We start from the raw sequence: 26,514 nt of genomic DNA on the forward strand, positions 1-26,514 counted from the left end.
CGGCCCAGATGGGCGACCTGCAGCGCTTCATAGACCGGCTGACGGAAGCCAATGCGGTGATGAACCTGATCGGGCCGGACACCCTGCCGGATGTCTGGAGCCGGCATATCCGCGACTCGGCCCAGCTCATCGACATGGCGCCCGAGGCGAAGAGCTGGGCGGATCTCGGCGCGGGCGCGGGCTTCCCGGGCATCGTCCTGGCCATCCTGCTGAAGACCGATCCGAAGAGCCATGTCTGGCTGATCGACAGTCTGGGGAAACGCTGCCGGTTCCTTCAGGAGGTGGTCGACGCCCTGTCCCTGAGGGCGACGGTGATCAACGGTCGGGCCGAGGACAATGTGGTTACCGTTCACGTGGTGACGGCCCGCGCGGTGGCGCCGATGGAGAAGCTGCTGGGCTATGCACAGCCTTATCTACAGCGGGGCGCCCAAGGGCTGTTCCTCAAGGGGGAAAAGGCAGAGGTTGAGGTGGCGGAGGCCCGCAAGGTCTGGCAATTCAAAAGCGACCTCTCCGTCTCGCGCAGCGATCCGCGCGGCCGTATCGTATCTGTCCGGGGAATTAGCCGTGTCAAAAACTGGTAAGACCCGCGTTCTGGCCGTTTCCAACCAGAAGGGCGGGGTCGGCAAGACGACGACGGCGATCAACCTCGGAACCGCCTTGGCCGCGATCGGCGAAAAGGTGCTGATCGTCGACATGGACCCGCAGGGCAATGCGTCCACCGGTCTGGGTGTTCCACGTGAAACACGCCGGGTGACCATCTATGACGTCATCGTGGACGGCCGTTCGGTGGACGATTCCGCCGTTCCCACCGCCGTGCCGGGTCTGCACATCATCCCCGCCGACGCCGACATGTCGGGCGTGGAGATCGAACTGAGCCAGGCCGATCGCCGCTCCTTCCGGCTGCGCGACGCGCTGGCGGGGCAGGGCCGGGACGGTCATGCCCGGTATGACTATGTGCTGATCGACTGCCCGCCGTCGCTGAACCTGCTGACGCTGAACGCCATGGCCGCCGCGGACGCGGTTCTGGTGCCGCTGCAGTGCGAATTCTTCGCCCTGGAGGGCCTGACCCAGCTGATGAAGACGGTGGACATGGTCCGCCAGAGCCTCAATCCGTCGCTGGAAATCCAGGGTCTGGTGCTGACCATGTACGATCGTCGCAGCGCCCTGTCGGGCCAGGTGGCCAATGACGTGCGCAGCCATTTCGGCGAAAAGGTCTATGACAGCGTCATTCCGCGCAATGTGCGGGTCGCCGAGGCGCCGTCGTTCGGCAAGCCCGCCCTGATCTACGACCTGAAATGCGCGGGCAGCCAGGCCTATCTGAAGCTGGCGCGCGAGGTGGTGGCGCGGGAGCGCAAACGCCTCAAACAGGCCGCCTGAAGCCATAATTAGAAGAACGGAATCAGTATCTTGAGCGAACGTCAGCGCGGTCTGGGCCGGGGATTGTCAGCCCTTCTGGGAGAGCAGGCCGTCGAGGCCGTGGCCGTCGACGGTTCGGCGCCGCCGCCCGCCGGCGTGCGCATCGCCCCGATCGAAAGCCTGAAGCCCAACCCGGACCAGCCGCGCAAGATCTTCACGCCCGATGTGCTGGAGGAACTGGCCGCCTCGATCCGCGACAAGGGCGTGCTGCAGCCGATTCTGGTGCGCTCGCAGCCCGGAGAGGACGGCGTCTGGCAGATCATCGCCGGGGAACGCCGCTGGCGCGCCTCGCAGATGGCCCGCCTGACCGAGGTGCCGATCGTCGTGCGCGAGATGGACGACGTCGAGGTGTTCGAGGTCGCCATTATTGAAAACGTCCAGCGCGCGGACCTGAACCCGCTGGAAGAGGCCGACGCCTATCGGCTGCTGATGGAGCGGTTCGGCCGCACCCAGGACGCGGTGGCGGGCATTGTCGGTAAGAGCCGCAGCCATGTGGCCAATACCCTGCGCCTGCTGCAGCTGCCGGAGGAGGTGCTGGCCTATGTGCGCGAAGGCAAGCTGTCGGCGGGGCACGCGCGCGCCCTGATCACGGTCCCGAACGCGGGCGAGCTGGCCGAACAGGCCTGGCGCGAGGGGCTGAACGTCCGTCAGGTCGAGGCGCTGGCGCGTCGCGTCGCCGAGGGGCCGAAGCCCACCAAGGCCCGGGCCGCGACCGCATCGGGCGAAGGCTCGGCCGATGTGGCGGCGCTGGAACAGGATCTGGCCGATGCGCTGGGCCTCAAGGTCCAGCTGGCCGACAAGGGCGGCAAGGGCGAGATCACCATCCGCTACGGTACGCTGGAGCAGCTGGACGACCTGTGCCGCCGCCTGATGCGTGGCTGACATGCCGTCGCCGGCGGACGGGATCATCGATCTCTACAGCCGCCGGGCCGCGGATTGGGACTCCGATCGCGGGCGTGACCTGACAGAGAGACCCTGGCTGGATCGTTTTCTCGCCCATGTCCCGCGCTCCGGGTCGGTTCTAGACCTGGGTTGCGGCTCGGGCGAGCCGATCGCTCGCTATCTGATTGCACAGGGCAGGGCGGTGACGGGCGTGGATGCGGCGCCGGGGTTGATCGCCCTTTGCCGCGCCCGCTTTGCCGATCAGGACTGGATCAACGCCGACATGCGCGGGCTGGATCTGGGGCGGCGGTTCGACGGCCTGATCGCCTGGAACAGCAGCTTTCATCTGAGCCGCCCGGACCAGCGCGCCCTGGTGACGGTGTTCGCACGTCACCTGAAGCCCGGCGGGGTGCTGATGTTCACCTCGGGAGACGAGGACGGCGAGCGGATCGGCGAGTGGCGAGGCGAGCCCCTGTATCACGCCAGCCTGTCGACAGCGGACTATCGGGCCGGTCTGGACGCCGGGGGCTTCAGTGTGATCGACCCTGTCGTGGGCGATTCTGCGCGAGGAGAGGCGACGGTCTGGCTCTGTCGGCTCCGAGGTGGCACGATGGCGCAATGACCGACAAGCCGACCAACCCGACCGCCGAAGCCATGAAGAAGGCGCTGGCCGCCAAGAAGGCCGGAGCCGGCAAGCCCGCCTCCGGCGGCGGCGGCTTCAAGCCCGCGCAACACGCCGAGAAGGCCAGCGCCCACCAGAGCGCGGCGGCCAACAAGCCGGCCTTCCGCAAGGCGTCGAAGCGGGGCTGACGCCTCGACCCCTCCACCCTGCTTCGCCTGCGAAATAGACCCCTCCGTCTCTCCTGCTCCGCCGTCGAGCCACCTCCCCACTGCGTGGAGAGGTAGACCCCTCCGTCACGGCGCGAAGGCGCGCCGCGCCACCTCCCCACTCCGTGGAGAGGTGAACCGCACACTCACCTCTCCACCGAAGGTGGGGAGGGGGACCATGCGAGCCGCAGGCGAAGCATGGTGGAGGGGTTAGAGCCCCAGACGCCGCGCCCGCGCGGAGATCTCCAGCAGCAGGCGTTCCGCGATCAGCTGGTCGGGCGAGCCCGTGGTCTTGGTGGCGATGTCGGCGGCGTTGACGCTGTCGAGGACCTTGTCGAGGTCTTCCAGACGCCAGTTGCGGGCCTGACGCAGCATTTCGCCCTCCTGTTTCCAGAACACGCCGGCGGCCTTGGCGGCCTCCTTGGCGTTAGCTCCGTTGCCCTGCAGGATGTTGATCCGGCGGAGTTTTCCCAGGTGGATCGAGGCTTGTCTCACCGCCATGACAGGGCTTTCGCCCTCGGCGAAGGCGCGGCGCAGGCCGGATTGGGCGGGGGCGGGGCGGCCGCCGAAGGCCTGGAGGGCGGCGTCCTGCAGGGAGGCGTCGGGTTCGACGCCCAGATGCAGCTCCAGCTCGGGCGTGTCGATGGTGCGGCTGCTGCCCGGGCCGATGTAGAGGATCAGCCGTTCGATCTCCTGCCGCATCAGGCCGCGTTCGCGGGGCAGGCGGGAGACGAAGCGGTCCAGCGCGTCCTGCGTCAGCCCGACCTTGTCGCCGGCCAGGGCCTCGCGCGTCATGCGGGCCACGTCGCCGGTCTCGTCCTCGTAGCAGGCGATGCCGACGGCGGCCTTGTCGGCCTCGGCGGCCTTGCGCAGGGCGGAGTCGCGGCCCAGCGCCCCGGCCTCGACGACCAGCATGCAGTCGGGATTGAAGTCGCCGGCGGCGTGGCGCTTCAGCGCGGCGGCCAGCATTTTGTCGATCGAGGCCTTCTCGGCCGAGAGGCGCACGCGCACCAGACGGCGGCCGCCGATCATGCTGAGCGCGGTCAGGGCCTCGTCCAGCCGGGCCTCGTCGCCGTCGATGTCGCTGTCGGTCAGCAGGGTGACGTTGAACGGGTCGTTCAGGTCGGGCGTGATGGCCCTGCACAGCATTTCGGCGCGTTCGGCGACGCCCGACCGGTCCTTGCCATGGATGACGGCGGCGCGCACGCCCCGGTCCGGCGTCTTCAGGAAGCGATCGACCTCCGGCCGTTTCGCGAGGATCACGGGGCGGACAGGGCCCGCAGGAGGTCGAGACGGATCAGCCGGGCCAGCTCGGCCGCCGCGCGCTCCTCGCCGTCCTGCTGGGCGGCGATGGCGGCGTAGGGCTGGTCGGCGGCGGCGTAGGTGGTGGTCACGGTCTCGACGCCGGCGATGGGCGTGCCGAGGCCGCTGACCGGGGTCAGGGTCCAGCTGCCGCGCACGGTCAGCTCATAGCGGGTGGCCGTGTCGTCGATCCGGCGACCGAGCGGGCGACGGGACTGGTCCAGGGTGGTCTGCAGACGCCATTGCGGGGCCTGTCCGGCGTCGCGGCCGAGGGCGTCCTCAAGCTGTTCCCGCACGCGATAGCCGAGGCGGTCGTCCTGGGTGGTCACGGCGATGCGCGACAGGGACGAACCCGCGCCGGCGTCGCCGTACAGGGGGGTGAAGCCGCAGGCGGACAGGACAAGTCCCGAAGCTGCGACAAGAGGAAGGATCAGGCGGCGCATCAGGCGACCACCACGTTGACGATGCGATCCTTGACCACCACGATCTTCCTCACGGTCAGACCCTCCAGACGCGCCTGAACCTCCGGATCGGCGAGGACGAGGGCCTCGACCGCCGCCGGCTCCAGACCGCGGGCGACGCGGATCTCGCCGCGGCGCTTGCCGTTGACCTGGATGGGCAGGGTGACCTCGTCGTCGGCCGCCAGCGCCGGATCATACTCCGGCCAGGGCGCGTCGAGGATCATCCCCTCTTCGCCCAGTCGCGTCCAGCCTTCCTCGGCCAGGTGGGGGGTGAAGGGGGCGACCAGACGCAGCAGGGCCGACAGGGCCTGACGGCGGGCCTCGCCCCCCGCCTTCGGATGATCGCGCACGGTGGCGACGAAGGCATAGAGCTTGGCGATGGCCGAGTTGAAGCGGAAGCCGGTGATGCCTTCCGACACCGCCTTGATGGCCTTGTGGGTCTCGCGCAGCAGGGACGCGTTGGCCTCGGGCTCGCCGGCGAAGGCGGGGTCATGGCCGTCGACCTCGGCCCAGACGCGCTGGACGAAGCGGCTGGCGCCCTCGACGCCGCCGGAGGTCCATTGCACGTCCCGCTCGGGCGGGCTGTCGGAGAGGACGAACAGGCGGCCGGCGTCGACGCCCCAGGTCTCGACGATCTCCTGCGGGGCGACCACGTTCTTCTTCGACTTCGACATCTTCTCGATGTCGCCGATGGTCAGGGTCTCGCCGGTGGAGAGCTGACGGGCCGAGCGGACGCCGTTGTCGTTGGACAGCTCGACGTCGGTCGGCTCGACCCAGGCGCCGTCGGCGCGGCGGTAGGTCTCGTGGACCACCATCCCCTGGGTGAAAAGGCCGGCGAAGGGCTCCCGGACCGTCATCAGGCCGGCGTCGGACAGGGCGCGGCTGATGAAGCGGGCGTAGAGCAGGTGGAGGACGGCGTGCTCGACGCCGCCGATATACTGATCGACCGGCAGCCAGTGGTCGGCGGCGCTCTGCGAGATCGGCTCGGCCGCCGTCGGATCGGTGAAGCGGGCGAAATACCAGCTCGAGTCCACGAAGGTGTCCAAGGTGTCGGTCTCGCGGGTCGCATCACCGTGACACGTCGGACATTTGACGTGCTTCCAGGTCGGGTGGCGATCCAGCGGGTTGCCCGGCTTGTCGAAGGTGACGTCCTTGGGCAGCTCGACCGGCAGGTCGGTGGCGGGCACCGCGCCACAGGCGTCGCAGTGGATCACAGGGATGGGACATCCCCAGTAGCGCTGGCGGCTGACGCCCCAGTCGCGCAGGCGGTAGAGGGTGGCGCCCTTGCCCTGACCGGCGGCTTCCAGACGGGCGATGGCCTCGGCCTTGGCGGCCTCGACGGTCAGGCCGTCGAGGAAGTCGGACTGGAAGATGGCGCCCGGGCCGGTATAGGCCTCGTCGCCGACCGCGAAGTCGTCGCCGGCGCCGTCCGGTTTGACGACCGGCAGGATGGGCAGGCCGTATTTGGTGGCGAATTCGAAGTCGCGCTGGTCGTGCGCCGGGCAGCCGAAGATGGCGCCCGAGCCATAGGTCGAGAGCACGAAATTGGCCGCCCAGACGGGCACGGTGCGGTCGGGATCGAACGGGTGCCGGACCCGGATGCCCAGATCGACGCCCAGCTTCTCGGCCTTCTCGATATCGGCCTCGCTGGTGCCCGAGCGCGCGCAGGTGGCGATGAAGTCGGCGACGTCGGGCCGGTGTTCGGCGACGGCCCGGGTCAGCGGGTGATCCGCCGCCAGGGCCAGGAAGCTGGCCCCGAACAGGGTGTCGGGCCGGGTGGTGTAGACCTCGACCGGATCGCGGGCGTGGTTGGGCTCGCCGGCGGGGGACTCCGGCAGGAAGTCCGGCGCCTCGGCGATGGTCCACCACAGGGTCGCGCCCCGGCTCTTGCCGATCCAGTTCTCCTGCATCAGGCGGACCTTGTCGGGCCAGCGGCCTTCCAGGTCCTTCAGGCCCTCGATCAGGTCGTCGGCGTAGTCGGTGATGCGCAGGAACCACTGGTTCAGCTTGCGCTTCTCGACCAGGGCGCCCGAGCGCCAGCCGCGGCCGTCCACCACCTGCTCATTGGCCAGGACGGTGTTGTCGATCGGATCCCAGTTGACCACCGAGTCCTTGCGATAGACGAGGCCGCGCTTGAGCAGTTCCAGGAACCAGGCCTGCTGCTTGCCGTAGTAGGCCGGGTCGCAGGTGGCGAACTCGCGGCTCCAGTCCAGCGACAGGCCCAGCAGTTTCAGCTGGTCGCGCATGGCGGCGATGTTGGACCAGGTCCAGTCGCCGGGATGGATGCCGCGTTCGATGGCGGCGTTCTCGGCCGGCAGGCCGAAGGCGTCCCAGCCCATGGGATGCAGGACATCGAAGCCCTGCGCCCGCTTCGACCGCGCGACGACGTCGCCCATGACGTAGTTGCGGGCGTGGCCCATGTGGATGTTGCCCGACGGATAGGGGAACATCTCCAGGACGTAGTATTTCGGCTTGCCGGTCCCCTCGGTCGGGGTGCGGAAGGCGTCAGCCTCCGCCCAGCGGGCCTGCTGGCGGGGTTCGGCGGTCTTGGGCTCGTAGCGGGCCACGGGAATCCTTCAGGCATCGCTCCTTAAGGGCGCGCCTGAAGGAGGCTGTGGTCGTGAGAAAAGCTTAGCCGGCGTTCTGGAGGTTGAGTTGACGCGCCTTGGTCAGGATCGCGTTTTCCAGATCGGTTTCCGTCTGGGCGGCGACCGGGGCGCCGACCCATTGACCGTCCGCGCCGCGCACTTCCTTGGTCACGGTGACGTTCAGGGCGTCGGCGCGCAGGCGGGTGTCGAGGATGAAGACGGTCGCCTTGAACCGCTCGCCCGGCGTCTGCGGGTCGGCGTACCAGTCATAATTGATCACGCCGCCCCACGGGTCGGCGTTGGCCAGCGGCATGAAGGACAGGGTGTCGAGGGTCGCGCGCCACAGATAGGCGTTGACGCCGATGCCGGTCTGGGCGGCAGGACGCGCCGCGTTCGAGGAGCCCATGCCGGGCAGTTTCGGCAGGGTGCACGCACCCAGCATCAGACCGGAAGCGATCAGGGCGACCGCTGCGCCGCGAACCAGCACCATAGAGAGTTCTCCATTCGAACGGACGCGCGTCGGACCCTTCCAACGCACGCGCCGGCTCGCCCGCGGGCGGGTCGATACCGAAGCGAGGCTCTATAACACGGCGAAAAGGGGCGATGACAAGGCGGAACGGTCACGAAGCGGCGCGGTGATGTGTCGAAGAGGCGGCGCGTGCGCCGGAAGCCGTGACGCTCGCGCCACAGGAGTCCGCCTGAGTCGCGTGGAACCGACATTCTACGGTGCAGTTTCGTTGACCGGGCTGGGCAGCAATGACTACTTGCTGACAACGGATCGCGCCGGGACCCCCGTCGCGACATAAAGGGCAGGACATGCGCAAGAGCGCCGTCATCGCTGGACTGGTCGCGGGGCTCGCCCTTGTCGGCCTCGCCGACGTCGCGTCGGCCCAGACGACGTCGCGCAACCGCGCGCCCGCCGTGTCCCTCAGCGAAGCGAGCGCCGCCCGCGCCACCACCCCGCCCGCCGGTCAGAGCCGTCTGCGCTTCACGGAGCGGGGGCGTTGGGGTCTGGACCTGAACCTGAACCAGCCCGTCGGCCGCGAGGACAGTCTGGGCGACGTCGAGGCCGGCGCCTATTACCGCGTCAACCCGCGCCTGCGCGTCGGCGCCGCCGCCGGTCTGGCCGAGACGGAACGGGACCCGGCCCGCGCGCCGCAGACCGAGCGTCCGACCGCCCGCTTCCGCCTGGAATCGATCTTCCGCTTCTAATCCGGCCCGAAGGCCGCGCGGAACGACCCCACCCCCGCCATCCCGTAGACGCCCGAGCCGATCAGCTGCGGGGCGTTTGACGCATCCAGGCCCCCCAGGGCGTAGACCGGCCGGTCCGTGGCGGCGGTCAGAGCCTTGAGTCGCTCGACGCCGAGCGGGGCCTTGCCCGCCGACGTCCCGCCCGCCGGAAAGACGGGGGAGACGACGAGGGCGTCCAGACCCGTCAGGTCCGGCAGGGAGGACAGGGCGTGGAAGGCGGCGGTCAGGGTCCAGCCGGGATGGCGTTCGGCCAGCCCCGCCGCCGCGCCGATCATCGCCTCGGGCAGATGGACGCCGTCGGCCCCGACCGCGTGGGCCAGCTCCGCATCGCGACCGATCAGCAGCAGGCCGTCGCGGGCGCGGGTCGCCTGACGCAGGCGTCGCGCCGTCTCAAGGGCGTCGGGCGCGCCGAAATGACGATAGACGACGCCCGATCCGACCGGCAGTCGCGCGGCCACCGCCCAGGGCTCAGGCGTGCGGTCCGGGTCGGTGAAGAACAGCAGCGGCGGCAGATTGGGGCGTGGACGATCCGCCGCACGGCTGACTTTGGCCGCTTCCCGGGCTAGACAGCCGGCGACCCGCCACAAGGTGTCCGCGTCCGAACGGTTCATGACCTCCTCATCCCCCGATCTCTCCATCGCGTCCAGCTTCGACGTCGTGCACCGCAGGATCGCCCGGGCTTGCCGGATCGCCGGGCGGGACGCGGCGACGGTCACCCTGACCGCCGTGACCAAGACCCAGCCTGATGCGGCGCTGGACCCGGCCCTGGCCGCCGGCCAGAGGGTGTTCGGCGAGAACCGGGTGCAGGAGGCCCAGGCGCACTGGGCGTCGCGCCGGGACACGCCGGGGCTGGAGCTGCGCCTGATCGGACCGCTGCAGACCAACAAGGTCGCCGATGCGGTCGCCCTGTTCGACGTGATCGAGACGGTGGATCGGCCGAGGCTGGTCGAGGCGCTGGCGGCGGAGATCCGGAAGACCGGACGGCGCCCGCGCGTGCTGGTGCAGGTCAACACCGGGGCCGAGCCGCAGAAGGCCGGGGTCCTGCCCGAGGACGCCGACGCCCTGATCGCCCAGGCGCGGGACGCGGGCCTGACCGTCGACGGGCTGATGTGCATTCCGCCGGCGGACGAGGCGCCGGGCCTGCATTTCGCCCTGCTGCGCAAGATCGCCCGCCGCAACGGTCTGGACACCCTGTCGATGGGGATGAGCGGGGACCATGAGGTCGCGATCCGGTTCGGCGCGACCCATGTTCGCATCGGTTCGGCCCTGTTCGGGGAACGAAAAGCCGTCGAAACCGCCTCTCAGGACTGAAAATCACTCTCGCACCGACCGGCGCCCTTGGCGTTTGGACCGGCGCTCTCCATTGTTGAACCCATGCCGACGCCCAAGACGATCCTCATCATCGACGACGACGACGACCTGCGCGAGGCGTTGGCCGAGCAGCTGGCCCTGCACGAGGCCTTCCGTCCGGTGCAGGCTTCGACCGCCACCGAAGGCGTTAGAATGGGCCGCGAGGTCCGCGCCGACCTGATCCTGCTGGATGTCGACCTGCCGGACATGGACGGCCGCGAGGCCTGTCGCCTGCTGCGCAAGGACGGCGTCTCGACCCCGATCATCATGCTGACCGCCCAGTCGTCGGATTCCGACACGGTGCTGGGGCTGGAGTCCGGGGCCAATGACTATGTGACCAAGCCCTTCCGCTTCGCCGTGCTTCTGGCGCGCATCCGCGCCCATCTGCGCAGCCACGAACAGTCGGAGGACGCCGTCTTCCGCATCGGGCCCTATGAGTTCCGTCCCGCCGCCAAGGTGCTGGTGGACGACAAGGGCAAGAAGGTCCGGCTGACGGAAAAAGAGACCAACATCCTCAAGTACCTGTATCGCGCCGGGGCCAAGGCCGTGTCGCGCGAGGAGCTGCTGACCGAGGTGTGGGGCTATAACGCCGGGGTCACGACCCACACGCTGGAAACCCACATCTATCGCCTGCGCCAGAAGATCGAGCCCGAGCCCGGTCAGGCCCGGCTGCTGCTGACCGACGCGGGCGGATACCGGCTTCAGCCGTAAGGCCGATCGGCCTCAGCCCGGACGCCACTCGCCCAGGGTTTCGCCCGTGGCGCCGTCCTCATAGGCCAGACGGTCGATGACCACGCCGGCCACGCAGGTCGGGCGCGCCCCGGGGCGGGCGGCGGCGCAGCGGACGACGCGACCGCCGGCCCAGGGCGTCAGCCGCCCCTCCAGAACCAGACGGTAGCCCTTGACGGGGTCCGGCGCCGGGGCGTCGCCCTCGCCGCGGACGGTGTAGGTGAAGGCGCGACTGTCATCCCGACCCAGACGGGATGCGCCGTCCGCTCTCAGCAGGGCGAGGCCGACGGTCGGCGCGGCGGGGAGGGCCGGTGCGCCCGTCACGGGCGCGGGCGCGGCCGCCGGGCAATCCGCGGTCCGGATCCACGGCTGGTTGATCCAGACGCCGCCGACGCTTTCGAAGCCCTCGACCGCCGGACCCGCCGGGCCGCCGCCGGTCCAGTCCGCGGGCGTGAAGCGGAGCCGCACGGTCTTGCCGTCATCGCTCCGGCTCCAGCCGGGCGCGCCGGTGTCGGGAACTGCCCCGGGCGGAACGGGCGTGGGGCCCTGGCAGCCGAAGGCGATCCGCATCCGGAACCGGCGATCGGCCAGGGGATCGGTCCCGGCGGGCGCGGCCCGGCCGAGGGCGGCGTCGGAGGCGGCGGCGTCGATGCCGGTCAGGATGGCGGCGCGGTCCAGAACCGGATCGGTGGCCGGGGGCGCGGCGGGGGCCGGGGCCGGCGCCGGCGCCGGAGCCGGGGCGGGCGGGTCCGTCCGGTCGCAGGCGGACAGGGACAGAGCCAGGGCGATGGCGCCGGTGATCGGGAGCAGGCCGGCGGGGCGGGCGGTCACGGCTTCGTCAGACATGGAACAAGGCTAGCACGTCAGGCGCTGGAATCTCGACCTTGGCCGTAACGGAGGGGTTGACGGGACGGACGCCGGAGGGTCGGAAGGGGCATGACGTTCGACCAAATCGCCGCCCTCGCGGTCCTGGTGACCGTGGTCGGGGTTCTGATCCATGGTCGGGTGCGGGCCGACGTCGTGGCCCTGACCGGGGCCGCGACCCTGCTGCTGCTGGGCGTCGTGCGGCCGGTGGAGGTGCAGTCGGCCTTCGCAAGCCCCGCGGTCATCGCCCTCGCCGGTCTGTTCGTCATCGCCTACGCCATCGAGCTGTCGGGTCTGCTGGGGCTGATGATCCGGCAGGCGACGCGGCTGGCCGCCCGGATCGGGGCGCGCGGCATCTGGATCGTCATCGGCCTGTGCGGGTCGGTCGGGGGCTTCCTGAACAATACGCCGGTGGTGGTGCTGGCCGCGCCGGTCATCCGCGACGTGGCCACCTCGCTGAAACTGTCGCCCAAACGTTTCCTGATGCCGCTCAGCCACGTCACAGTCATGGGCGGCCTGCTGACCCTGATCGGCACCTCGACCAACCTGCTGGTCAACGACATGGCGCGAAACGCCGGCCAGCCCGTGTTCGGCCTGTTCGAGATCACTCCGGTTGGCCTGATGGTCGCGCTCGCCGGCGGGGCCTGGCTGTATTTCGTCGGGGCCCGTCAGCTGGGCAAGTCGGTCCAGGCCGATGAGGCCGAGGTCGCGCGTCTGGCGGCGCTGGAGGAGGCGCGGCGGGACGCCGAGACGCAACGCCGGGCGAAGCGTCGCCTGCGCCTGCCCTTCGGCCTGCCCCGGCTCGGCGAGGCGCGGACCCACCGGGACGGGTCGGGCGACGCCCATTTCGGGGATGTGGCCCTGTTCGGCGCGGCCGATCGTCCGTTCGACCTGCGCCGCGCCCTGATCGCGCTGGGGATCTTCGTGGCGGTCGTGGCGGCCGCCGGCCTGGGTCTGGTCCCGATCGCCGCCTCGGCCTTCGCCGGCGCGGTGGCCCTGATCCTGCTGAGGGTCATCACGGCCGAGGAAGCCTATGCGGGCCTGAGGCCCGAAATCCTGCTGCTGATCGCCGGCATGGTGGTGATCGGCATCGCCATCGAGGTGACCGGTCTGGCGGCGGCGGGGGCGGCGAGCCTGATCGGCGTGATCCAGCCGCTGGGGCCCCTGGGCGCCCTGATCGTGCTGTACGGCGTGACCCTGTTCGCGACGGAGCTGCTGTCCAACGCCACGGTGGCGGTGCTGATCACCCCGATCGCCGTGGCCCTGGCCGAGAGCCTCGGCGTCGATCCGCGGCCCTTCCTGGTCTGCGTCATGATGGCCGCCTCGGCGGCCTTCGCCACGCCCTTCGGCTATCAGACCAATGTCCTGGTCTTCCAGATGGGCGGCTACAGCTACATGGATTTCGTCAAGGTCGGGGCGCCGCTGAACCTGGTCACCTGGATCGCGGCCATGATCGCCATCCCGATCTTCTTCCCCTTCTAGACGTCCAGATCCATGGTCACCGGCGCGTGGTCGCTGGGCTGTTCCCAGGCGCGGACGTCGTCGTGGATGCGGGCGCTGCCCGGTTTCACCGCGCCGGTCAGGCCGGGCGAGGTCCACAGGTGGTCCAGCCGCAGGCCGCGGTTGGACTTGCGGAAGTCGGCGGCGCGATAGCTCCACCAGCTGGCCAGTTTGGTCGGTTCGGGGATCTGGTCGCGCAGGACGTCGGTGAAGTCGCCGGCGTCCTGGAGGCGGCGCAGGGTCTCGATCTCGATCGGCGTATGGCTGACCACCTTCGACATATAGCGGTGGTTCCAGACGTCGTTCTCACCCGGCGCGATGTTGAAGTCGCCGGCCAGAACCAGCGGGCGCTGTCTGTCGCGGGTCGCCATGTCGGCGGTCAGGCGTTCGTAGAAGTCCAGCTTGTGATCGAACTTGGGGTTCAGGGCGCGGTCGGGGATGTCGCCGCCGGCGGGGATGTAGAAATTCTGGATCTCGACGCCGTCGACCACCACGCCGACGCAACGGGCGTGGCCCTCGCGGCAGACGTCCAGCTTCGGGGCCTCGGTGATCGGCTTGCGACTGGCGATGGCGACGCCGTGCCAGCCCTTCTGGCCGCCGATCTTCAGGTGCGGCAGGCCCATGGCCTCGAAGGCGGCCCGGGGAAACTGGTCCTCCAGGCATTTGATCTCCTGCAGGCACAGGACGTCGGTCCCGCTCTCGGCGACGAAGCGGGAAACCTGGTCGGCGCGCAGGCGGACGGAGTTGATGTTCCAGGTGGCGATACGAAGCATGGGCTAGCGCAGCTCCGGCAGGCGGCGGGCGACCGAAACGGCGAGCCGGCCGAGTCTTTCGGACAGGGATTTGGTGCGGCCCCTGACGACGCAGTGGTCCGGCGCGCCCCAGCGCGCGCGCACGGCGTCGGCGAGGATCGGGTGCCGGTCATACTGATGCACCACCGGGCTGGCGGAGCCGTCGGGGTTGGCGATCAGGCCGTCGGGGCGCAGCGCCGGCCGGGCCCGGTCCCCGATGGTGGCGACCCGGTCGTAGTTGGGGCGAATGTCGGCCTCGACCAGACCCAGATGAACCGCGAGGTTGCAGGCCGCCTGGTCGGCGCCGAAAATTCCGCCGATCCCGGACCGGGGGATGGCCGCCAGCAGCAGGATGGCCTTGCACAGGCGACGAGCGGCGGCGGCGTCGCCGAAGACGGTGCCGACGCAGAGGCAGGGGCAGTCGTCGATCCGCGCGGCGACCGCGGGGCCCACGAGCGCCCTCAGGTATTTCTGGTCGAAGCGATGGTCCCTGAGCGTCGACCCCTCGCTTTCGATGAAGACCTCCAGCCCCTGCGCCGGGCGGGCGAAGGGATCGCTCTGGAAGATGACATCGCGAACGTCCGTCAGCAGCACCGTCTCGACCCACGGACGGGCGCTCAGCCAGGCGTCATAGGCGGCGAAACGCTCCATGACCGGGTGGGGGGACCAGCCCGCCGGGGCCGGCGGCGGGGCGGCCGTCACGGCGTATTCCGCGAAAAGGGCCCGGATATCGGGCCGGTCGTCGGCGGCGAGGACGATCTCACCCCCGAAACAGGCGCGCAGCGAGCGGACGAAGGGCATCAGATCCGCCGCCGCATAGCCCGTCGCATAGCCCATGACCGCGTGCGGATGGCCGTCGCCCGACCGGCCATCCGGGCCGGGCAGGACGAGCGCGGCGCTGAGCCAGGTCAGGTAACGGGAGGCGGCGGACATGTCCGTCCGTACAATGCCGTTGGGGCGGCGAACAGCCCTTGGACGGCAGACAAAAAAGCGCCCGATCGCGGGGCGACCGGGCGCTGGAAGTTCGTCTCTCTCTCGCCGCCGGGAAGGGGATGAAATCCGTAGCGGTTCAGATCGGCTCCCACCGATCTGTGACTTTCGTGTCACGGCGCAGAGAAAACGTCAAGGCGTTTGACGCGGGCGGCGCGCCGTGTCGATACGGCAACGCTTCCCTCGACGGGCGAAATCCTCCGCGTCCAGACCTAGTTGCGGCCGGGGCGGCGGGTCGGGTCGCGCAGCTGGAACAGGCTGGCGGCCAGGCCGGAGGCGGGCTGGAGCGTGGCCAGCCGGGTGGTGGTGCGAGCGCCCTGGGCGTCGATGATGGTCCACTCGTACAGACGCACCGGGCTGCCGGCGAAGGACAGGATGATCTGGCCGTCGTTCGGGCGGCGGGCGTCGCGGGCGGTGATGGCGAAGGCGCCCGACTGCATGCGCGTCACGCGGTCGATGCGGACACCCTGGTCCAGCCGCACATTGCGCGCGAGGAAGGTCGACAGCGGCGTCTGGCCCAGCGGCACCTGCTGGAAATTGTTCAGGCGCGGATCGTAGCGCTTCACATTGTAGCCGTCCGAGACGACCAGCAGGCCGGCGGGGTTGGTGTATTCGAACCGCATCTTGCCCGGACGCTGCAGATAGAAGCGGCCGGCGCGCGACTGCGGACCGGACACCTCGGTGAAGGTCCCCTGGGCGGAGGTCAGGCCCTGCAGGTAGGTCTGGGCCTGCCGGAGCGTGGCCTGATCCTCGGCGGACAGGCCCGCCTGGGCGTGGGCGGGCAGGGCCGCGACGGCGGCGACAGCGGCGGAACCCAGCGCGAAAGCGCGGCGTGAGACGGTCATCAGGGTCTTCTCCCGTTCGGGATGGTTGTCGATCATGCCGTCTTGCAGGTCATGTCTGTCAGGGGCGTGACCCAAGCCAGACCATATTCCGGCGCTGCGATGAAGCCCTGTTCAGCTTCACCCCGGACAGCGGGCCAATCAACGCGGTCGAGAACAGAGCGTTGCCGGCCTTCGTCACCCCATCGGCGGCGGGCCGGCCAGAACATCGCGCTTGCCGGCGTGGTTGGCGGGGCTGACGACGCCTTCCTGCTCCATGCGCTCGATCAGGGAGGCAGCGCGGTTGTAGCCGACCTGCAGGCGGCGCTGGACATAGCTGGTCGAGGCCTTGCGATCGCGGGTGACCACGGCCACGGCGCGGTCGTAGAGGTCGTCGCCGGAGCCGCCGCCGCCTTCGTCGCCGATGGCGTTGTCGCTGTCGCCGTCGGGGTCGTCGGTGATCAGATCCAGATAGTCGGGCTCGGCCTGGGCCTTCAGGTGACGACAGACGTCCTCGACCTCCTTGTCGTCCACGAACGGGCCGTGCAGGCGGGTGATGCGGCCGCCGCCGGCCATATAGAGCATGTCGCCCTGACCCAGCAGCTGTTCGCCGCCCTGCTCGCCCAGGATGGTGCGGCTGTCGATCTTGGACGTGACCTGGAAGGAGATCCGGGTGGGGAAGTTCGCCTTGATGGTGCCGGTGATGACGTCGACCGACGGGCGTTGCGTCGCCATGATCAGGTGGATGCCGGCGGCGCGGGCCATCTGGGCCAGACGCTGGACGGCGCCCTCCACATCCTTGCCCGCGACCAGCATCAGGTCGGCCATCTCGTCCATGACCACGACCAGATAGGGCAGGGGCTCGGGGCGGATCTTCTCGGATTCATAGACCGGGCGACCCTGCTCGTCGAAGCCGGTCTGGACGGTGCGTTCGAAATGCTCGCCCTTGGCCTGGGCCTCGCGGGCGCGGTCGTTGTAGCTGGCGATGTTGCGCACGCCGAGCTTGGACATCCGGCGATAGCGGTCCTCCATCTCGCGCACGGTCCACTTCAGCGCGACGACGGCCTTCTTGGGATCGGTGACGACCGGGGCCAGCAGGTGCGGGATGCCGTCATAGACGCTGAGCTCCAGCATCTTGGGGTCGATCATGATGAAGCGGCACTGGGCCGGCGTCAGCTTGTAGAGGATCGACAGGATCATGGCGTTGACCCCGACCGACTTGCCCGAGCCGGTGGTGCCCGCGATCAGCAGGTGGGGCATGCGCGCCAGGTCGGCGACATAGGGCTCGCCGCCGATGGTCTCGCCCAGCGCCAGCGGCAGCAGGTTGGTGGGCTTGTCGTATTCGGTCGAGGCCAGCAGATCCCGCAGATAGACGGTCTCGCGCTTGGCGTTGGGCAGTTCGATGCCGATGGCGTTGCGGCCCTGAACCACGGAGATGCGGCAGGCGCGGGCGGACATGGAGCGGGCGATGTCGTCCGACAGGGCGACGACGCGGCCGTGCTTCACGCCGGGGGCGGGGACCAGTTCGTACAGGGTGACAACCGGGCCGGGGCGGATCTGGTCGATCACGCCGCGCACGCCGAACTCCTGAAGCACGCCTTCCAGCATCTTGGCGTTCTGCTTGAGCGCCTCTTCGTCGACCGAGGCGACGCGCTTGGACGGTTTGGTCAGCATGCCCAGCGGCGGCAGGTCGAAGCCGTCGGTGGAGGACGACCGGGCGAAGTCGAAGGCGCCCTGACTGTCGTCGATCTCGCGGCGCGAAGCCTTGGGCGCCTTGGTGGCGGCGACCCGGGGCTCGGGCGCGGCGCGGGCCGGGGCGGGCGGGGGGGCGGGCTCATCCCACGGCGGGGCGCCGTCCGCGTCGGCGTCCAGCGCGACGGGGGTATAGACCGGCTCGGCCTCGGCTTCCGGCTCCGGGGCCGGGCGCGGCCGGGGCGAGGGTTTGGGCGCGGCCTCGCGGCGCGCGCGCGGATCGGGGGCCCGGTCGGACCGGAGGGCGGGGCGGCGGCGGTGGGTCCAGGCGAAGGCCTCGCCCAGATCGGCCAGTCTCAGGCCGACGGCGTAGCCGATGCCCCACAGGCCCAGCGGCAGGAACAGCAGGGCCCCGATGATGGCGGCGCCGCCGATGCGCAGGGCGGCGCAGGCCATCTTCAGCAGGCCGACGACGGCGTCGCCCCACAGACCGCCGAGGCCGCTGGCCAGCGGCCAGGCGGCGGGATGGGTCAGGGCCGAGAGGCCGGCGGAAAGGGCCAGCACCCCGAAGGTCGCGGACAGGGTCTTCAGCGGCGTGGGCTTGAGGCGCTGCTGGATCGCATCGCCGATGGCGCCCGCCAGACCGAAGGCGATCAGCAGCAGGGCGGCGGGCCAGGCGCCCAGGCCCAGCGACTGCATGAACAGGTCGGCGAACATCGCCCCGTTGGCGCCCAGCCAGTTGGTCGGGGCGGCGGCGGAGGCGGCGTTCAGGCTGGGGTCCGCCGGATTCCACGAGATCAGCGCCACCACCAGCAGGGTCGCCAGCAGGGCCTGCAGCACGCCGCGGAAGCGCACGACGAAGGGCGCGTCCCACAGGATGCGGGCGCTGACCCAGGCGCGTTGGCCGATGGCGAGGGCGGCGGACATAGGGATGCGGACTCCGGGAGCGGGACGTCGGAGCCCGTGTTGTCGGCCCGAGAGGGTTAAGGGCCGTTTACCAGAGGCGGTGCGGGGAAGTGATTAGTGGTTAGTGGTTAGTGGTTGGATGCCGCGGACGCCGTTGCTCGGCCTTTGAAAACCGGCTGTGGCTCCGGCCATCCACCAACCCCTATCCACTCATCACTTTCAGGCCCGCCTGCGCGACGTTGAGACACTGGACGCCGGAGCCGCGCGGCGCGACAAACGCGGCCATGAGCACGCCGGATCGCTACGACATCATCATCGCCGGGGCCGGGATGGCCGGCGCGACGTTCGCACTGGCCGCCGCGCAGGGCGGGCTGAAGGTGGTGCTGATCGATCCGCAGCCGTTCGACGCCCAGCTGGCGCCGACCTACGACGGGCGCTCGACCGCCATCGCCTTCGCCACCTTCCGCATGTTCGACGCCCTCGGCGCCGGGGCGGCGATGCGGCCGCATGCCTGCCGGATGGACCGGATCCTGGTCACGGACGGAAAGCGTCCCGGCGCGGCCAGCCCCCGACCGTCTTCGGCCTTCCTGCGCTTCGACGCCGACGAGATCGCCGACCGCACCGAAGGCGAGCCGCTGGGCTATATGGTCGAGAACCGCCGCATCCGCACGGCCTTGGCCGAGGCCGTGCTCGCCGCCGGCATCGAAGTCCGGGCGCCGGCGAAGGCGGCCTCGATCGATGTCGGGCCGGGCCGGACGACCCTGACCCTGACCGACGGCTCGGTTCTGGAGGCGCCGCTGGTGGTCGGGGCCGAAGGCCGTCAGTCGCCGGTGCGGAAAGCCGCCGGGATCGACACGGTCGGCTGGGGCTATGGCCAGAGCGGAGTGGTCGCGACCGTGTCCCTTGGCCGGGACCACGGCAATGTGGCCCATGAGTATTTCCTGCCCGGCGGGCCGTTCGCCATCCTGCCCCTGACCGAACAGCGCGCCAGCCTGGTCTGGACCGAGACGACTCGCCGCGCCGAAGCCCTTCGGACCGCGTCGGACGCGGCCTTCCAGTCACATTTGATGCGGCGGTTCGGTGAGTTCCTGGAAGACGTCACGGTGGTGGGACCCCGGTTCGTCTATCCGCTGTCGCTGCAACTGGCGGAGAATCTGACGGCGCCGCGCATCGCCCTGATCGGCGACGCGGCCCACGGGGTGCATCCGGTGGCGGGGCAGGGGCTGAACATGGGGCTGAAGGACGCCGCCGCCCTGGCCGAGGTGGTCATCGAGGCGATGCGAACCGGGGAGGACATCGGTTCGGAGATCGTGCTGGACCGCTACGCGCGCTGGCGACGGTTCGACAATGCGGCCCTGACGGTCGGCTTCGACGCCTTCGTGCGGCTGTTCTCCAACGACATCGCCCCGGTCCGGCTGGCGCGTGATCTGGGCATGGCGGCGGTCAACCGCATCCCGCCCCTGCGCAAGGCCTTCATGCACGAGGCGGGCGGCGCGACGGGGGACCTGCCGAAGCTGTTGCGGGGCGAGGCGGTTTGAGAGGGTGATTGGTGATTGGTGATTGGTGATTGGTGATTGGTGGCGCGGTGTCGCCCCTATCCGATGTCGTCGGGCGGCGGTTCAGGCGCTACCCACCAGTCACCAGTCACCAATCACCTCTTGGCCGGTCTCTCAGCCCAGCTGGCGCGCTTCTTCCGGCAGCATGATCGGCACGCCGTCGCGGATCGGGAAGGCCAGCTTGGCGCCCGCCGAGACCAGTTCCTGCGCCTCGCGGTCATAGGTCAGCTTGCCGCGCGTGACCGGGCAGACCAGCGTCTCGAGGAGACGGGGGTCGACGGTGTTGGGGGTGTTGAAAGCGTCGCTGGTCATCGGGGCCGTGGGGCTGGGGGCGGTAGGCGGTAGGCGGTAGGCGGTAGGCGGTAGGCGGTAGGCGGCAGGCAGCAGGCAGCAGGCAGCAGGCAGCAGGCAGCAGGACTGTAGCGCGTCGATGGGGGCGCGCCGAGTCGGGAAACAGTCGCAGGTCATCTGCTGCCTGCTGCCTCTTCCCTGTGGCCTCGCCTCACTGCATCGGCGGCATTTCGCCTTCGCTGTCGCCGGCGGCGCCGATGCGCATCAGGGCGGTGAGGACGTCGGCGCGGTCGTCGAGGCTCAGGGCTTCCAGCAGGGCCTGCTTTTCCGGCGGTTCGAACGGCAGGGCCATGGACAGGCTGTTGATCAGGGCCTCGGGCGGGGCGGTTTCAGCCGTGTCCCAGTCGATGTCCAGGCCGCGCGTCTCCAGATAGGCCTTCAGCGCATCCAGCAGGCCCTCGCGATCCAGGGCGCCCTCGCCGGCGGGCGGGGCGGTCAGGTCGGCCTCCCACGGGGCGAAGTCGGCGCGCACCTGACGGTAGGGACTTTGCACCGGCAGTTCGGTCAGGATGCGATAGCGGGAGACGCCGGTCAGGGTGATCAGATAGCGGCCGTCGGAGGTCTCGTTGAAGCTGGTGATCCGGCCCGCGCAGCCGACCGGCGACAGGCCGGGCAGTTCGGGATCGCCGCCCGTGGGCTGGACCATGCCGATGATCCGGTCGCCCGCCATGGCGTCGTCGATCATGTTCAGATAGCGCGGCTCGAAGATGTTGAGCGGCAACTGGCCGCGCGGCAGCACCATCACCCCGGACAGGGGGAAGACGGGAATGACCTGCGGCAGGTCGGCGGCCCTGATGTAACCCTGAGCCACGGGCTCTCCTTTACGCGAACAACAGCGAGGACAGGCGACGGCGGCCGTCGCGCGCCACCTCGGACGTGGCGCCGGCGGCCTCGAACACGGTCAGCAGCTGCTTGCGGGCGGCCTGCTCGTTCCATTCCCGGTCGGCGGTGACGATCTTCAGCAGATTGTCGACGGCGCCCTTGAAGTCGCCCGCCGAGGCCTGGGCCTGGGCGAGGTCGAAGCGGGCCTGGTGGTCATTCGGATCGCCGGCCACTTTCGCTTCCAGCTCGGTCGCGGCGCCGGTCGGGGCGGCGGCGGCGAGGGACAGCTGGGCGCGGATCGACTGGACGGCGGGGTCGCGGGAGTCCTGCGGGGCCATGGCGATGGTCTGGCGCGCCTGATCGACGTCGCCGTCGGCCAGGTAGACGCGCGCCATGCCGGCGATGCCCTTTTCATGGCCCGGGTCGAGGGTCAGCACCTGGGCGAAGGCCTGGGCGGCGCCGCCGAGGTCGTTCAGCGACAGGGATTCCTCGCCCAGCGACAGCAGCTGGTCGATGTCGGAGTTGCCGCTCTCGCCGCCGGTCAGCTTTTCGATGAAGGCCTTGATCTGGCTCTCGGGCACCGCGCCCTGGAAGCCGTCGACCGGCTGGCCGTTGACGAAGGCGTAGACGGTGGGGATCGACTGGACGCGGAGCTGGCCCGCATAGGCCGGGTTCTTGTCGACGTCGATCTTGACCAGTTTGACCGCCCCGCCGGCGGCGCGGACGGCCTTTTCAATCATCGGCGTCAGGGTGCGGCACGGCCCGCACCAGGTCGCCCAGAAGTCCACCAGCACGGGCTGGGTCTTCGAGGCCTCGACCACGTCGGCCATGAAGCCGGCGTCGGAGCCTTCCTTGATCAGGTCGTCAGGTCGGTCGGTCGGGTCGGCGAAGGTCATGTCGGTCCTGGTCTTCGATCAATCGTAACGCATCAAGCCGTCAGATGGTCCCGCGAGCGCCCCGCCTCAAGGGGTGAGGCTCAGGCCGGGTCATTGCCCGCGCCCGCCGGGCTCAGCTTCCAGCGGATCTTGGTCTCCGAGTCGGTGCGGGCCGAACCGCGCACGACGATCTGCAGCGAGCGCCGGGTCAGGCCCTCGTCGACATGGACCGAGGGTTCGATGGCCACGTCCGGGCCGTCGGTGCGGAACCACCAGCCGCGGCCTGAATGGCCCCGCAGCAGGATGGAGCGGCGATCGCGGGCCAGCGAGGCCTGGACGCCGGGCTCCAGCTGGAAGCGGACGGCATAGGGGGCGGCGATGGCGCGGACGACCTCCTTCTGGCCCGGCGCGGGGTGCAGCCGTTCCTCGGCGCGCAGTTCGTCGAGGCGCTGATCCAGATAGAGGCGGCGCTGGTGCAGCAGGCCGAAATCGTGGACCCAGCCGTCGTGCTCGATCTCCAGCCAGACCGCGCCCTCGCCGTCGCGCTGGTTGGCCTCGACATGCAGGGGGCGGCCGACGAGGCGGGGGCCGAGCAGGCCGCTCTTCCAGCCGCCCAGGGGTTCGGCGGTCGAGGTCTCGCCCAGGGTCAGGGTCGAATGGCCCGGGGTCAGGCGCAGGCCCTGCCGGTCGGCGGCGCGGGGCGTCCAGCCGCAGCCGGTGATCAGCCGGTCCTTGCCGCAGACGATCTCGAGCGACAGGGGCTGGGCGCAGGCCGTCTGCGACCACGGGCCGCGGGCGGGCGGGGCGGTGTCGGCGAAGACGGTCAGCAGGGGGCTGCGGATGCGGGTGGCGCCCGCGACCGCGCCGACGCTCTCATGCGCCACGGGCTCCGTGCCCCGCGCGGCCTCGATCCGGGCCGCGGTGGAGGGGCCGCCGCCCTGCAGGGTCGCCAGCCGGCCGTCGGGCAGGGTCTGCAGGTGCAGGGCCGCGCGCAGGCGGGCGATGGCCCCGGCGACGGCCTCCGGAACGGGCTCCGACAGCTGGCTCAGGCCGTCCTCGAGGGTCAGCAGGTCGAGCAGCAGCTCCAGCCCGGCCTCGGGGCTGCGCGAGGCGTGGCCGCCGTCGGGCCCGACGCTGCGGGCCAGGGCGCCGGAGAGGCGACCCAGGGCCTTGCGCCGGATCGCGACGCCGGGCGGTCCGGCCAGGACGCAGCCGATGAGGGCGGCGGCGGTCAGGCGCTCGGACCGGGTGGCGACGCCGCCGGGCGGGCGCAGCAGCTGGCGGCCCTGACGCCCCAGGATGTCGGCCAGTTTCGCGCGCTCGGCCTCGGTGGCGACCTGGGCCATGCGACGCGCGGCGCCGGCCAGGTTGACGGCCCGGCGGGCGAGGATGTCGGGATCCCAGGCGAAGGGCGACCAGCGCACGAAGACGGCGGCCCAGATCAGGGTCAGGCGCAGGGCCTCGCGGGCCCCACGCTCGTTCTGGGCCATCAGCGACGGCAGCCAGGTGAAGGCGTGCAGGTCCACGGCGAAGGCGCGGGTCGGGCTGGGCCGATTGAACGGATCCTCGGGGGCGGAGACCTCCAGACTGGATCCGGCCAGCACGAAGCGACCGCCCAGGATGCCCTTGCCCACGGTCGGATCGACGGGGCGGAAGTCGCGCGGCGTGGCGGCGAAGGCCAGCGCCTTGCGGCCCTTCAGCGTCAGGGCGTAGCCGGGCAGGCCATAGGCCTCGATCCACAGCTGGCGGGTCAGCAGATGCCCGGCGATGGCCGGCCACAGGGCCGGGCCGGTGGCGGCGCCGGTGGCGCGAACCGGGGTGCGGACGGGGGCGCCGCGCAGGCCCGGGATCTCGCCGGGCGCGGGGCCGTCGCCCTGGGGCTTCGCGAAGGGACCGAACGAATTCACGCGGTTTTCAGGGCCTGGATATTGGCGGCATAGGCGTCAGGGCCGCCCTTGAAGACGAAGGAGCCGGCCACGAGGGCGTCCGCCCCGGCGGCGACGCAGGCGGCGGCGTTGGCGCCGGTCACTCCGCCGTCGACCTGCAGGTGGGCCTTCGATCCGGCGGCGTCCAGCAGGGCGCGTGCCTTCTCGATCTTGCGCAGGGAGGTCGGGATGAAGGACTGCCCGCCGAAGCCCGGATTGACCGACATGAGCAGCACCAGATCCACCAGCTCCACAACCTCTTCCAGCACGCCCAGGGGGGTGCCGGGGTTCAGCACCACGCCCGCCTTCGCGCCCAGCTGGCGGATGCGGCCCAGGGTGCGGTGCAGGTGGGGGCCGCTCTCGGGGTGGACGGTCAGGATGTCGGCGCCCGCCTCGCGATAGGCCTCCAGCCACGGATCGACCGGCGCGACCATCAGGTGCACGTCGAACGGCAGCGACGTGTGCGGCCGGATGGCCTTCACGATGTCGGGGCCGAGGGTGATGTTGGGCACGAAATGCCCGTCCATCACGTCGACATGGATCCAGTCGGCGCCCGCGGCGTCGAGCGCGCGGACCTCCTCGCCCAGTTTCGAGAAGTCGCTGGCGAGGATGGAGGGACAGATCAGGGGGGCGGCCATGTCCCCCGGATAAGGCGGGTCGCCCGCGCGGGCAAGCCGGACGCCCGGTTCGCGCGCCGAACCGTGCTACACGGTGTCGTCATCATCCGGCGGGGAGGCCGTCATGAGTGAATATGTCGCGACCATCGACTGGGCCCGGGGCGACCAGCCCTTTCTCGACAACCGCTACAGCCGCGCCCACGACTGGCGGTTCGACGGCGGGGCGGTGGTGCGCGGGTCCTCGGCGCCCGGCAGCGTGCCGGTCCCGATGTCCGACCCGACCGCCGTCGACCCCGAGGAGGCCGTGGTCGCCGCGGCGTCCAGCTGCCACATGCTGTTCTTCCTGGCCTATGCGGCCAAGGCCGGGTTCGTGGTGGATCGCTACCGGGACGAGGCCGTGGCGGTGATGGGCCGGGACGAGCGGGGCAAGGTCGCGATCACGGCCATCACCCTGAGGCCCGCTGTGACCTTCTCGGGCGAGGCCCGGCCTGATGCGGCGGCGCTCGCCGACCTGCACCACCGCGCGCACGACCACTGCTACGTCGCCAACTCGCTGCGCGGGACGGTGACGGTGGAGCCGCGCCAGGGTTAGCGTCAGGCGGCGTCTTCCTCGATCAGCGAGCGGTGCAGGCCGATGCCGGCCATGACGCCGTCGGCGGCCGCCAGGGTGACGTTCGACATCATGCGGGCGGCGTCTCCGGCGGCGAAGACCCCGGGGACGGTGGTCTGTTTCAGGTCGTCGGTGCGGATCATCTGGCCGAGGAGGGTGTCCTCGATCTCGCAGCCGAGGGTCTGGGCCAGGTCTCCGTTCAGCCGCAGGCGCGGGCCGACGAAGACCGCCTTCAGCGGGATAAGCCGTCCGTCCGCCAGTCGGGCGCCGTCCAGCGCGGCGCCCTGGCCCTCCAGGGCGGTCACGGGCGTGGCCTCCACGATGACGCCCCGCCTCGCCAGCATCCGCGCCTGATCGGCGTCCGGCTCCAGCTTGCCGTCGAGGAAGAGGACGACCTGGCCCCATTCGGCGACCATCACCGCCTGATGGACGGACATGGGACCGGCGCCCAGCACGCCGATGGGGCCGCCGCCGATCTCGTAGCCATGACAATAGGGGCAGTGCAGGACGGTCTGGCCCCAGCGTTCCTTCACGCCGGAAAGCTCCGGCAGGATGTCCTGCACGCCTGACGCCAGCATCAGTCGGCGTCCCGTGACCCGGCCCCCGTCGGCCAGATCGACCTCGAAACCGCAGGCGCCCTGTCGGGCGTCCACCACCTCGCCGCGCCGGAAGGCGGCCGTCGGATAGGCGGCGACCTGGGCCCGGGCCTCGGCGGCGATCTCGGAGCCCGGCACGCCGTCGCGGCCCATGACGCCATGGGCGCGGGCGGCGAAGCGGTTGCGCGGACGATTGTCGTCGATGACCAGCACGCGCCGGCGGGCGCGGGCCAACTGCATCGCGGCGTTCAGGCCGGCGTAGGAGCCGCCGATGATGATGGCGTCATGCGGCATGGTCAGGTCCATTGCGGCCTCCGGCTTTGAACTCGGCCCTCCGGTCGGCGAAGTCCGCCGCCAGATCGGCCAGGGTGATGTGGGTCAGGCGGGCCTCGATCAGGGCGCGAGCCTCGGCGTAGGCGGCTTCCAGCGAGCGGTTGACAGCCGCCTCGACCAGACAGCCGGGACTTTCGACCGGCGGGCGTTCGGGGGTGAGGGCGGGTTCGCCCAGCGCGGCATGCACCGCCCTCAGCGTGATGCCGGACAAGGGGCGGGCCAGCCGCCAGCCGCCGCCATGGCCGCGTTCGGAGGTGACCAGCCCCGCCTCGCGCAGCCCCGCCATGGTGCGGCGGACGACAACCGGATTGGTGTGCAGGCAGACCGCCAGCTGGTCCGAGGTCATCGGCGCCGCCGCCTCGCCCATGTGGAGGAGGGCGTGGAGAACGCCGGACAGTCTGGAATCCCTTTTCATGTAACTTCAATTGTTACGTAAGGGGTCGGGCGTCAAGGGCGGG

The 26,514-nt window shown here is 70.5% G+C and carries 28 protein-coding genes; 11 read left to right on the top strand and 17 right to left on the bottom strand.

Translation table 11 applies throughout. The annotated features are described in order from the left end of the window. Positions 1 to 8 precede the first annotated feature (8 nt). Genes rsmG through ACW174_RS05880 form a run of 5 tightly spaced genes read left to right on the top strand, consistent with a single transcriptional unit; the run spans position 9 to position 3,108 of the window. Complete coding sequence (gene rsmG / locus ACW174_RS05860) at positions 9 to 581, top strand: 16S rRNA (guanine(527)-N(7))-methyltransferase RsmG (protein WP_492017243.1); 573 nt, start codon at positions 9 to 11, stop codon at positions 579 to 581. Continuing rightward, complete coding sequence (locus ACW174_RS05865) at positions 565 to 1,377, top strand: ParA family protein (RefSeq protein WP_492016771.1); 813 nt, start codon at positions 565 to 567, stop codon at positions 1,375 to 1,377. Before rsmG ends, ACW174_RS05865 begins: the two co-directional genes overlap by 17 nt. A 30-nt stretch (positions 1,378 to 1,407) precedes the next feature. Continuing rightward, the gene (locus tag ACW174_RS05870; protein ID WP_492016772.1) at positions 1,408 to 2,298 is read left to right on the top strand and encodes a ParB/RepB/Spo0J family partition protein; all 891 of its coding nucleotides are present in this window, start codon (positions 1,408 to 1,410) and stop codon (positions 2,296 to 2,298) included. 1 nt (position 2,299) lies between these two features. Then, positions 2,300 to 2,920 (top strand): class I SAM-dependent DNA methyltransferase, encoded by a 621-nt coding sequence (locus tag ACW174_RS05875; RefSeq protein WP_492016773.1) that lies wholly within the window; start codon positions 2,300 to 2,302, stop codon positions 2,918 to 2,920. Beyond that, positions 2,917 to 3,108 carry a hypothetical protein gene (locus ACW174_RS05880; protein ID WP_492016774.1) on the top strand — a complete coding sequence of 64 codons (192 nt, stop codon included), beginning with the start codon at positions 2,917 to 2,919 and terminating at the stop codon, positions 3,106 to 3,108. Before ACW174_RS05875 ends, ACW174_RS05880 begins: the two co-directional genes overlap by 4 nt. Before the next feature lie 228 nt (positions 3,109 to 3,336). Here the strand turns inward: ACW174_RS05880 and holA are convergent, their stop codons facing one another. From holA to ACW174_RS05900, 4 genes are all read right to left on the bottom strand, one after another. Continuing rightward, complete coding sequence (gene holA, locus ACW174_RS05885) at positions 3,337 to 4,389, bottom strand: DNA polymerase III subunit delta (RefSeq protein ID WP_492016775.1); 1,053 nt, start codon at positions 4,387 to 4,389, stop codon at positions 3,337 to 3,339. Beyond that, entirely contained in the window at positions 4,386 to 4,871 is a 486-nt protein-coding gene (gene lptE, locus ACW174_RS05890; protein WP_492016776.1) for an LPS assembly lipoprotein LptE, read from the bottom strand. Before lptE ends, holA begins: the two co-directional genes overlap by 4 nt. Next, positions 4,871 to 7,456, bottom strand: a complete 2,586-nt coding sequence (gene leuS / locus ACW174_RS05895) for a leucine--tRNA ligase (protein WP_492016777.1) — start codon at positions 7,454 to 7,456, stop codon at positions 4,871 to 4,873. The genes lptE and leuS overlap by 1 nt, the downstream gene beginning before the upstream one ends. 64 nt (positions 7,457 to 7,520) lie before the next feature. After that, positions 7,521 to 7,967 carry a DUF3576 domain-containing protein gene (locus ACW174_RS05900; protein ID WP_492016778.1) on the bottom strand — a complete coding sequence of 149 codons (447 nt, stop codon included), beginning with the start codon at positions 7,965 to 7,967 and terminating at the stop codon, positions 7,521 to 7,523. Positions 7,968 to 8,293: 326 nt separating this feature from the next. Between ACW174_RS05900 and ACW174_RS05905 the strand changes: the two genes are divergently transcribed. After that, positions 8,294 to 8,689, top strand: coding sequence for an NtrZ family periplasmic regulatory protein (locus tag ACW174_RS05905; protein WP_492016779.1), 396 nt, complete (start codon positions 8,294 to 8,296; stop codon positions 8,687 to 8,689). Here the strand turns inward: ACW174_RS05905 and ACW174_RS05910 are convergent. Further along, positions 8,686 to 9,339 (bottom strand): thiamine phosphate synthase, encoded by a 654-nt coding sequence (locus ACW174_RS05910; RefSeq protein ID WP_492016780.1) that lies wholly within the window; start codon positions 9,337 to 9,339, stop codon positions 8,686 to 8,688. The genes ACW174_RS05905 and ACW174_RS05910 overlap by 4 nt on opposite strands. On the opposite strand from ACW174_RS05910, the gene ACW174_RS05915 reads away from it, so the two are divergent. Together ACW174_RS05915 and ACW174_RS05920 are read left to right on the top strand one after the other, a co-directional pair. Then, the gene (locus ACW174_RS05915; protein WP_492016781.1) at positions 9,338 to 10,039 is read left to right on the top strand and encodes a YggS family pyridoxal phosphate-dependent enzyme; all 702 of its coding nucleotides are present in this window, start codon (positions 9,338 to 9,340) and stop codon (positions 10,037 to 10,039) included. The genes ACW174_RS05910 and ACW174_RS05915 overlap by 2 nt on opposite strands. A gap of 63 nt (positions 10,040 to 10,102) precedes the next feature. Then, positions 10,103 to 10,789, top strand: a complete 687-nt coding sequence (locus tag ACW174_RS05920; protein ID WP_492016782.1) for a response regulator transcription factor — start codon at positions 10,103 to 10,105, stop codon at positions 10,787 to 10,789. 12 nt (positions 10,790 to 10,801) lie between these two features. Here ACW174_RS05920 and ACW174_RS05925 read toward each other — a convergent pair whose 3' ends face one another. Continuing rightward, positions 10,802 to 11,653, bottom strand: coding sequence for a hypothetical protein (locus ACW174_RS05925; RefSeq protein ID WP_492016783.1), 852 nt, complete (start codon positions 11,651 to 11,653; stop codon positions 10,802 to 10,804). 90 nt (positions 11,654 to 11,743) lie between these two features. On the opposite strand from ACW174_RS05925, the gene ACW174_RS05930 reads away from it, so the two are divergent. Beyond that, a complete protein-coding gene (locus ACW174_RS05930; RefSeq protein ID WP_492016784.1) occupies positions 11,744 to 13,153 on the top strand; it encodes an SLC13 family permease in 1,410 nt (469 codons plus the stop codon). On the opposite strand, the gene xth is transcribed toward ACW174_RS05930, so the two are convergent. The 4 genes from xth to ACW174_RS05950 all read right to left on the bottom strand — a co-directional run bounded on the left by xth (position 13,150) and on the right by ACW174_RS05950 (position 18,392). Further along, on the bottom strand, positions 13,150 to 13,944 hold the full coding sequence (gene xth / locus ACW174_RS05935; RefSeq protein WP_492016785.1) for an exodeoxyribonuclease III: 795 nt from the start codon (positions 13,942 to 13,944) through the stop codon (positions 13,150 to 13,152). The two genes, ACW174_RS05930 and xth, sit on opposite strands and share 4 nt — an antisense overlap. A gap of 3 nt (positions 13,945 to 13,947) precedes the next feature. Beyond that, positions 13,948 to 14,895 carry a hypothetical protein gene (locus tag ACW174_RS05940; protein ID WP_492016786.1) on the bottom strand — a complete coding sequence of 316 codons (948 nt, stop codon included), beginning with the start codon at positions 14,893 to 14,895 and terminating at the stop codon, positions 13,948 to 13,950. Positions 14,896 to 15,164: 269 nt separating this feature from the next. Continuing rightward, on the bottom strand, positions 15,165 to 15,833 hold the full coding sequence (locus tag ACW174_RS05945) for a LolA family protein (protein WP_492016787.1): 669 nt from the start codon (positions 15,831 to 15,833) through the stop codon (positions 15,165 to 15,167). 138 nt (positions 15,834 to 15,971) lie between these two features. Further along, positions 15,972 to 18,392 (bottom strand): FtsK/SpoIIIE family DNA translocase, encoded by a 2,421-nt coding sequence (locus ACW174_RS05950; protein ID WP_492016788.1) that lies wholly within the window; start codon positions 18,390 to 18,392, stop codon positions 15,972 to 15,974. A gap of 263 nt (positions 18,393 to 18,655) precedes the next feature. On the opposite strand from ACW174_RS05950, the gene ACW174_RS05955 reads away from it, so the two are divergent. Then, positions 18,656 to 19,909, top strand: coding sequence for a UbiH/UbiF/VisC/COQ6 family ubiquinone biosynthesis hydroxylase (locus ACW174_RS05955; protein WP_492016789.1), 1,254 nt, complete (start codon positions 18,656 to 18,658; stop codon positions 19,907 to 19,909). A gap of 132 nt (positions 19,910 to 20,041) precedes the next feature. Here ACW174_RS05955 and ACW174_RS05960 read toward each other — a convergent pair whose 3' ends face one another. The 5 genes from ACW174_RS05960 to rpe all read right to left on the bottom strand — a co-directional run bounded on the left by ACW174_RS05960 (position 20,042) and on the right by rpe (position 24,538). Then, a complete protein-coding gene (locus tag ACW174_RS05960; RefSeq protein ID WP_492016790.1) occupies positions 20,042 to 20,239 on the bottom strand; it encodes a Trm112 family protein in 198 nt (65 codons plus the stop codon). 190 nt (positions 20,240 to 20,429) lie between these two features. Then, the gene (locus tag ACW174_RS05965; RefSeq protein ID WP_492016791.1) at positions 20,430 to 21,089 is read right to left on the bottom strand and encodes an LON peptidase substrate-binding domain-containing protein; all 660 of its coding nucleotides are present in this window, start codon (positions 21,087 to 21,089) and stop codon (positions 20,430 to 20,432) included. A 10-nt stretch (positions 21,090 to 21,099) separates the two neighbouring features. After that, positions 21,100 to 21,996, bottom strand: coding sequence for a thioredoxin (gene trxA, locus ACW174_RS05970; RefSeq protein ID WP_492016792.1), 897 nt, complete (start codon positions 21,994 to 21,996; stop codon positions 21,100 to 21,102). Positions 21,997 to 22,076: 80 nt separating this feature from the next. Continuing rightward, positions 22,077 to 23,882 (bottom strand): heparinase II/III family protein, encoded by a 1,806-nt coding sequence (locus tag ACW174_RS05975; protein WP_492016793.1) that lies wholly within the window; start codon positions 23,880 to 23,882, stop codon positions 22,077 to 22,079. Further along, positions 23,879 to 24,538 (bottom strand): ribulose-phosphate 3-epimerase, encoded by a 660-nt coding sequence (gene rpe, locus ACW174_RS05980; protein ID WP_492016794.1) that lies wholly within the window; start codon positions 24,536 to 24,538, stop codon positions 23,879 to 23,881. Before rpe ends, ACW174_RS05975 begins: the two co-directional genes overlap by 4 nt. 103 nt (positions 24,539 to 24,641) lie before the next feature. On the opposite strand from rpe, the gene ACW174_RS05985 reads away from it, so the two are divergent. Continuing rightward, positions 24,642 to 25,109, top strand: coding sequence for an OsmC family protein (locus ACW174_RS05985; protein ID WP_492016795.1), 468 nt, complete (start codon positions 24,642 to 24,644; stop codon positions 25,107 to 25,109). A 2-nt stretch (positions 25,110 to 25,111) separates the two neighbouring features. On the opposite strand, the gene ACW174_RS05990 is transcribed toward ACW174_RS05985, so the two are convergent. Both ACW174_RS05990 and ACW174_RS05995 read right to left on the bottom strand, forming a co-directional pair. Beyond that, positions 25,112 to 26,029, bottom strand: a complete 918-nt coding sequence (locus tag ACW174_RS05990; RefSeq protein ID WP_492016796.1) for an NAD(P)/FAD-dependent oxidoreductase — start codon at positions 26,027 to 26,029, stop codon at positions 25,112 to 25,114. Then, complete coding sequence (locus ACW174_RS05995) at positions 26,007 to 26,471, bottom strand: Rrf2 family transcriptional regulator (RefSeq protein WP_492016797.1); 465 nt, start codon at positions 26,469 to 26,471, stop codon at positions 26,007 to 26,009. The genes ACW174_RS05990 and ACW174_RS05995 overlap by 23 nt, the downstream gene beginning before the upstream one ends. Between the last annotated feature and the right edge of the window lie 43 nt (positions 26,472 to 26,514).

It is taken from the genome of Brevundimonas sp. AVps31 (assembly GCF_058681355.1).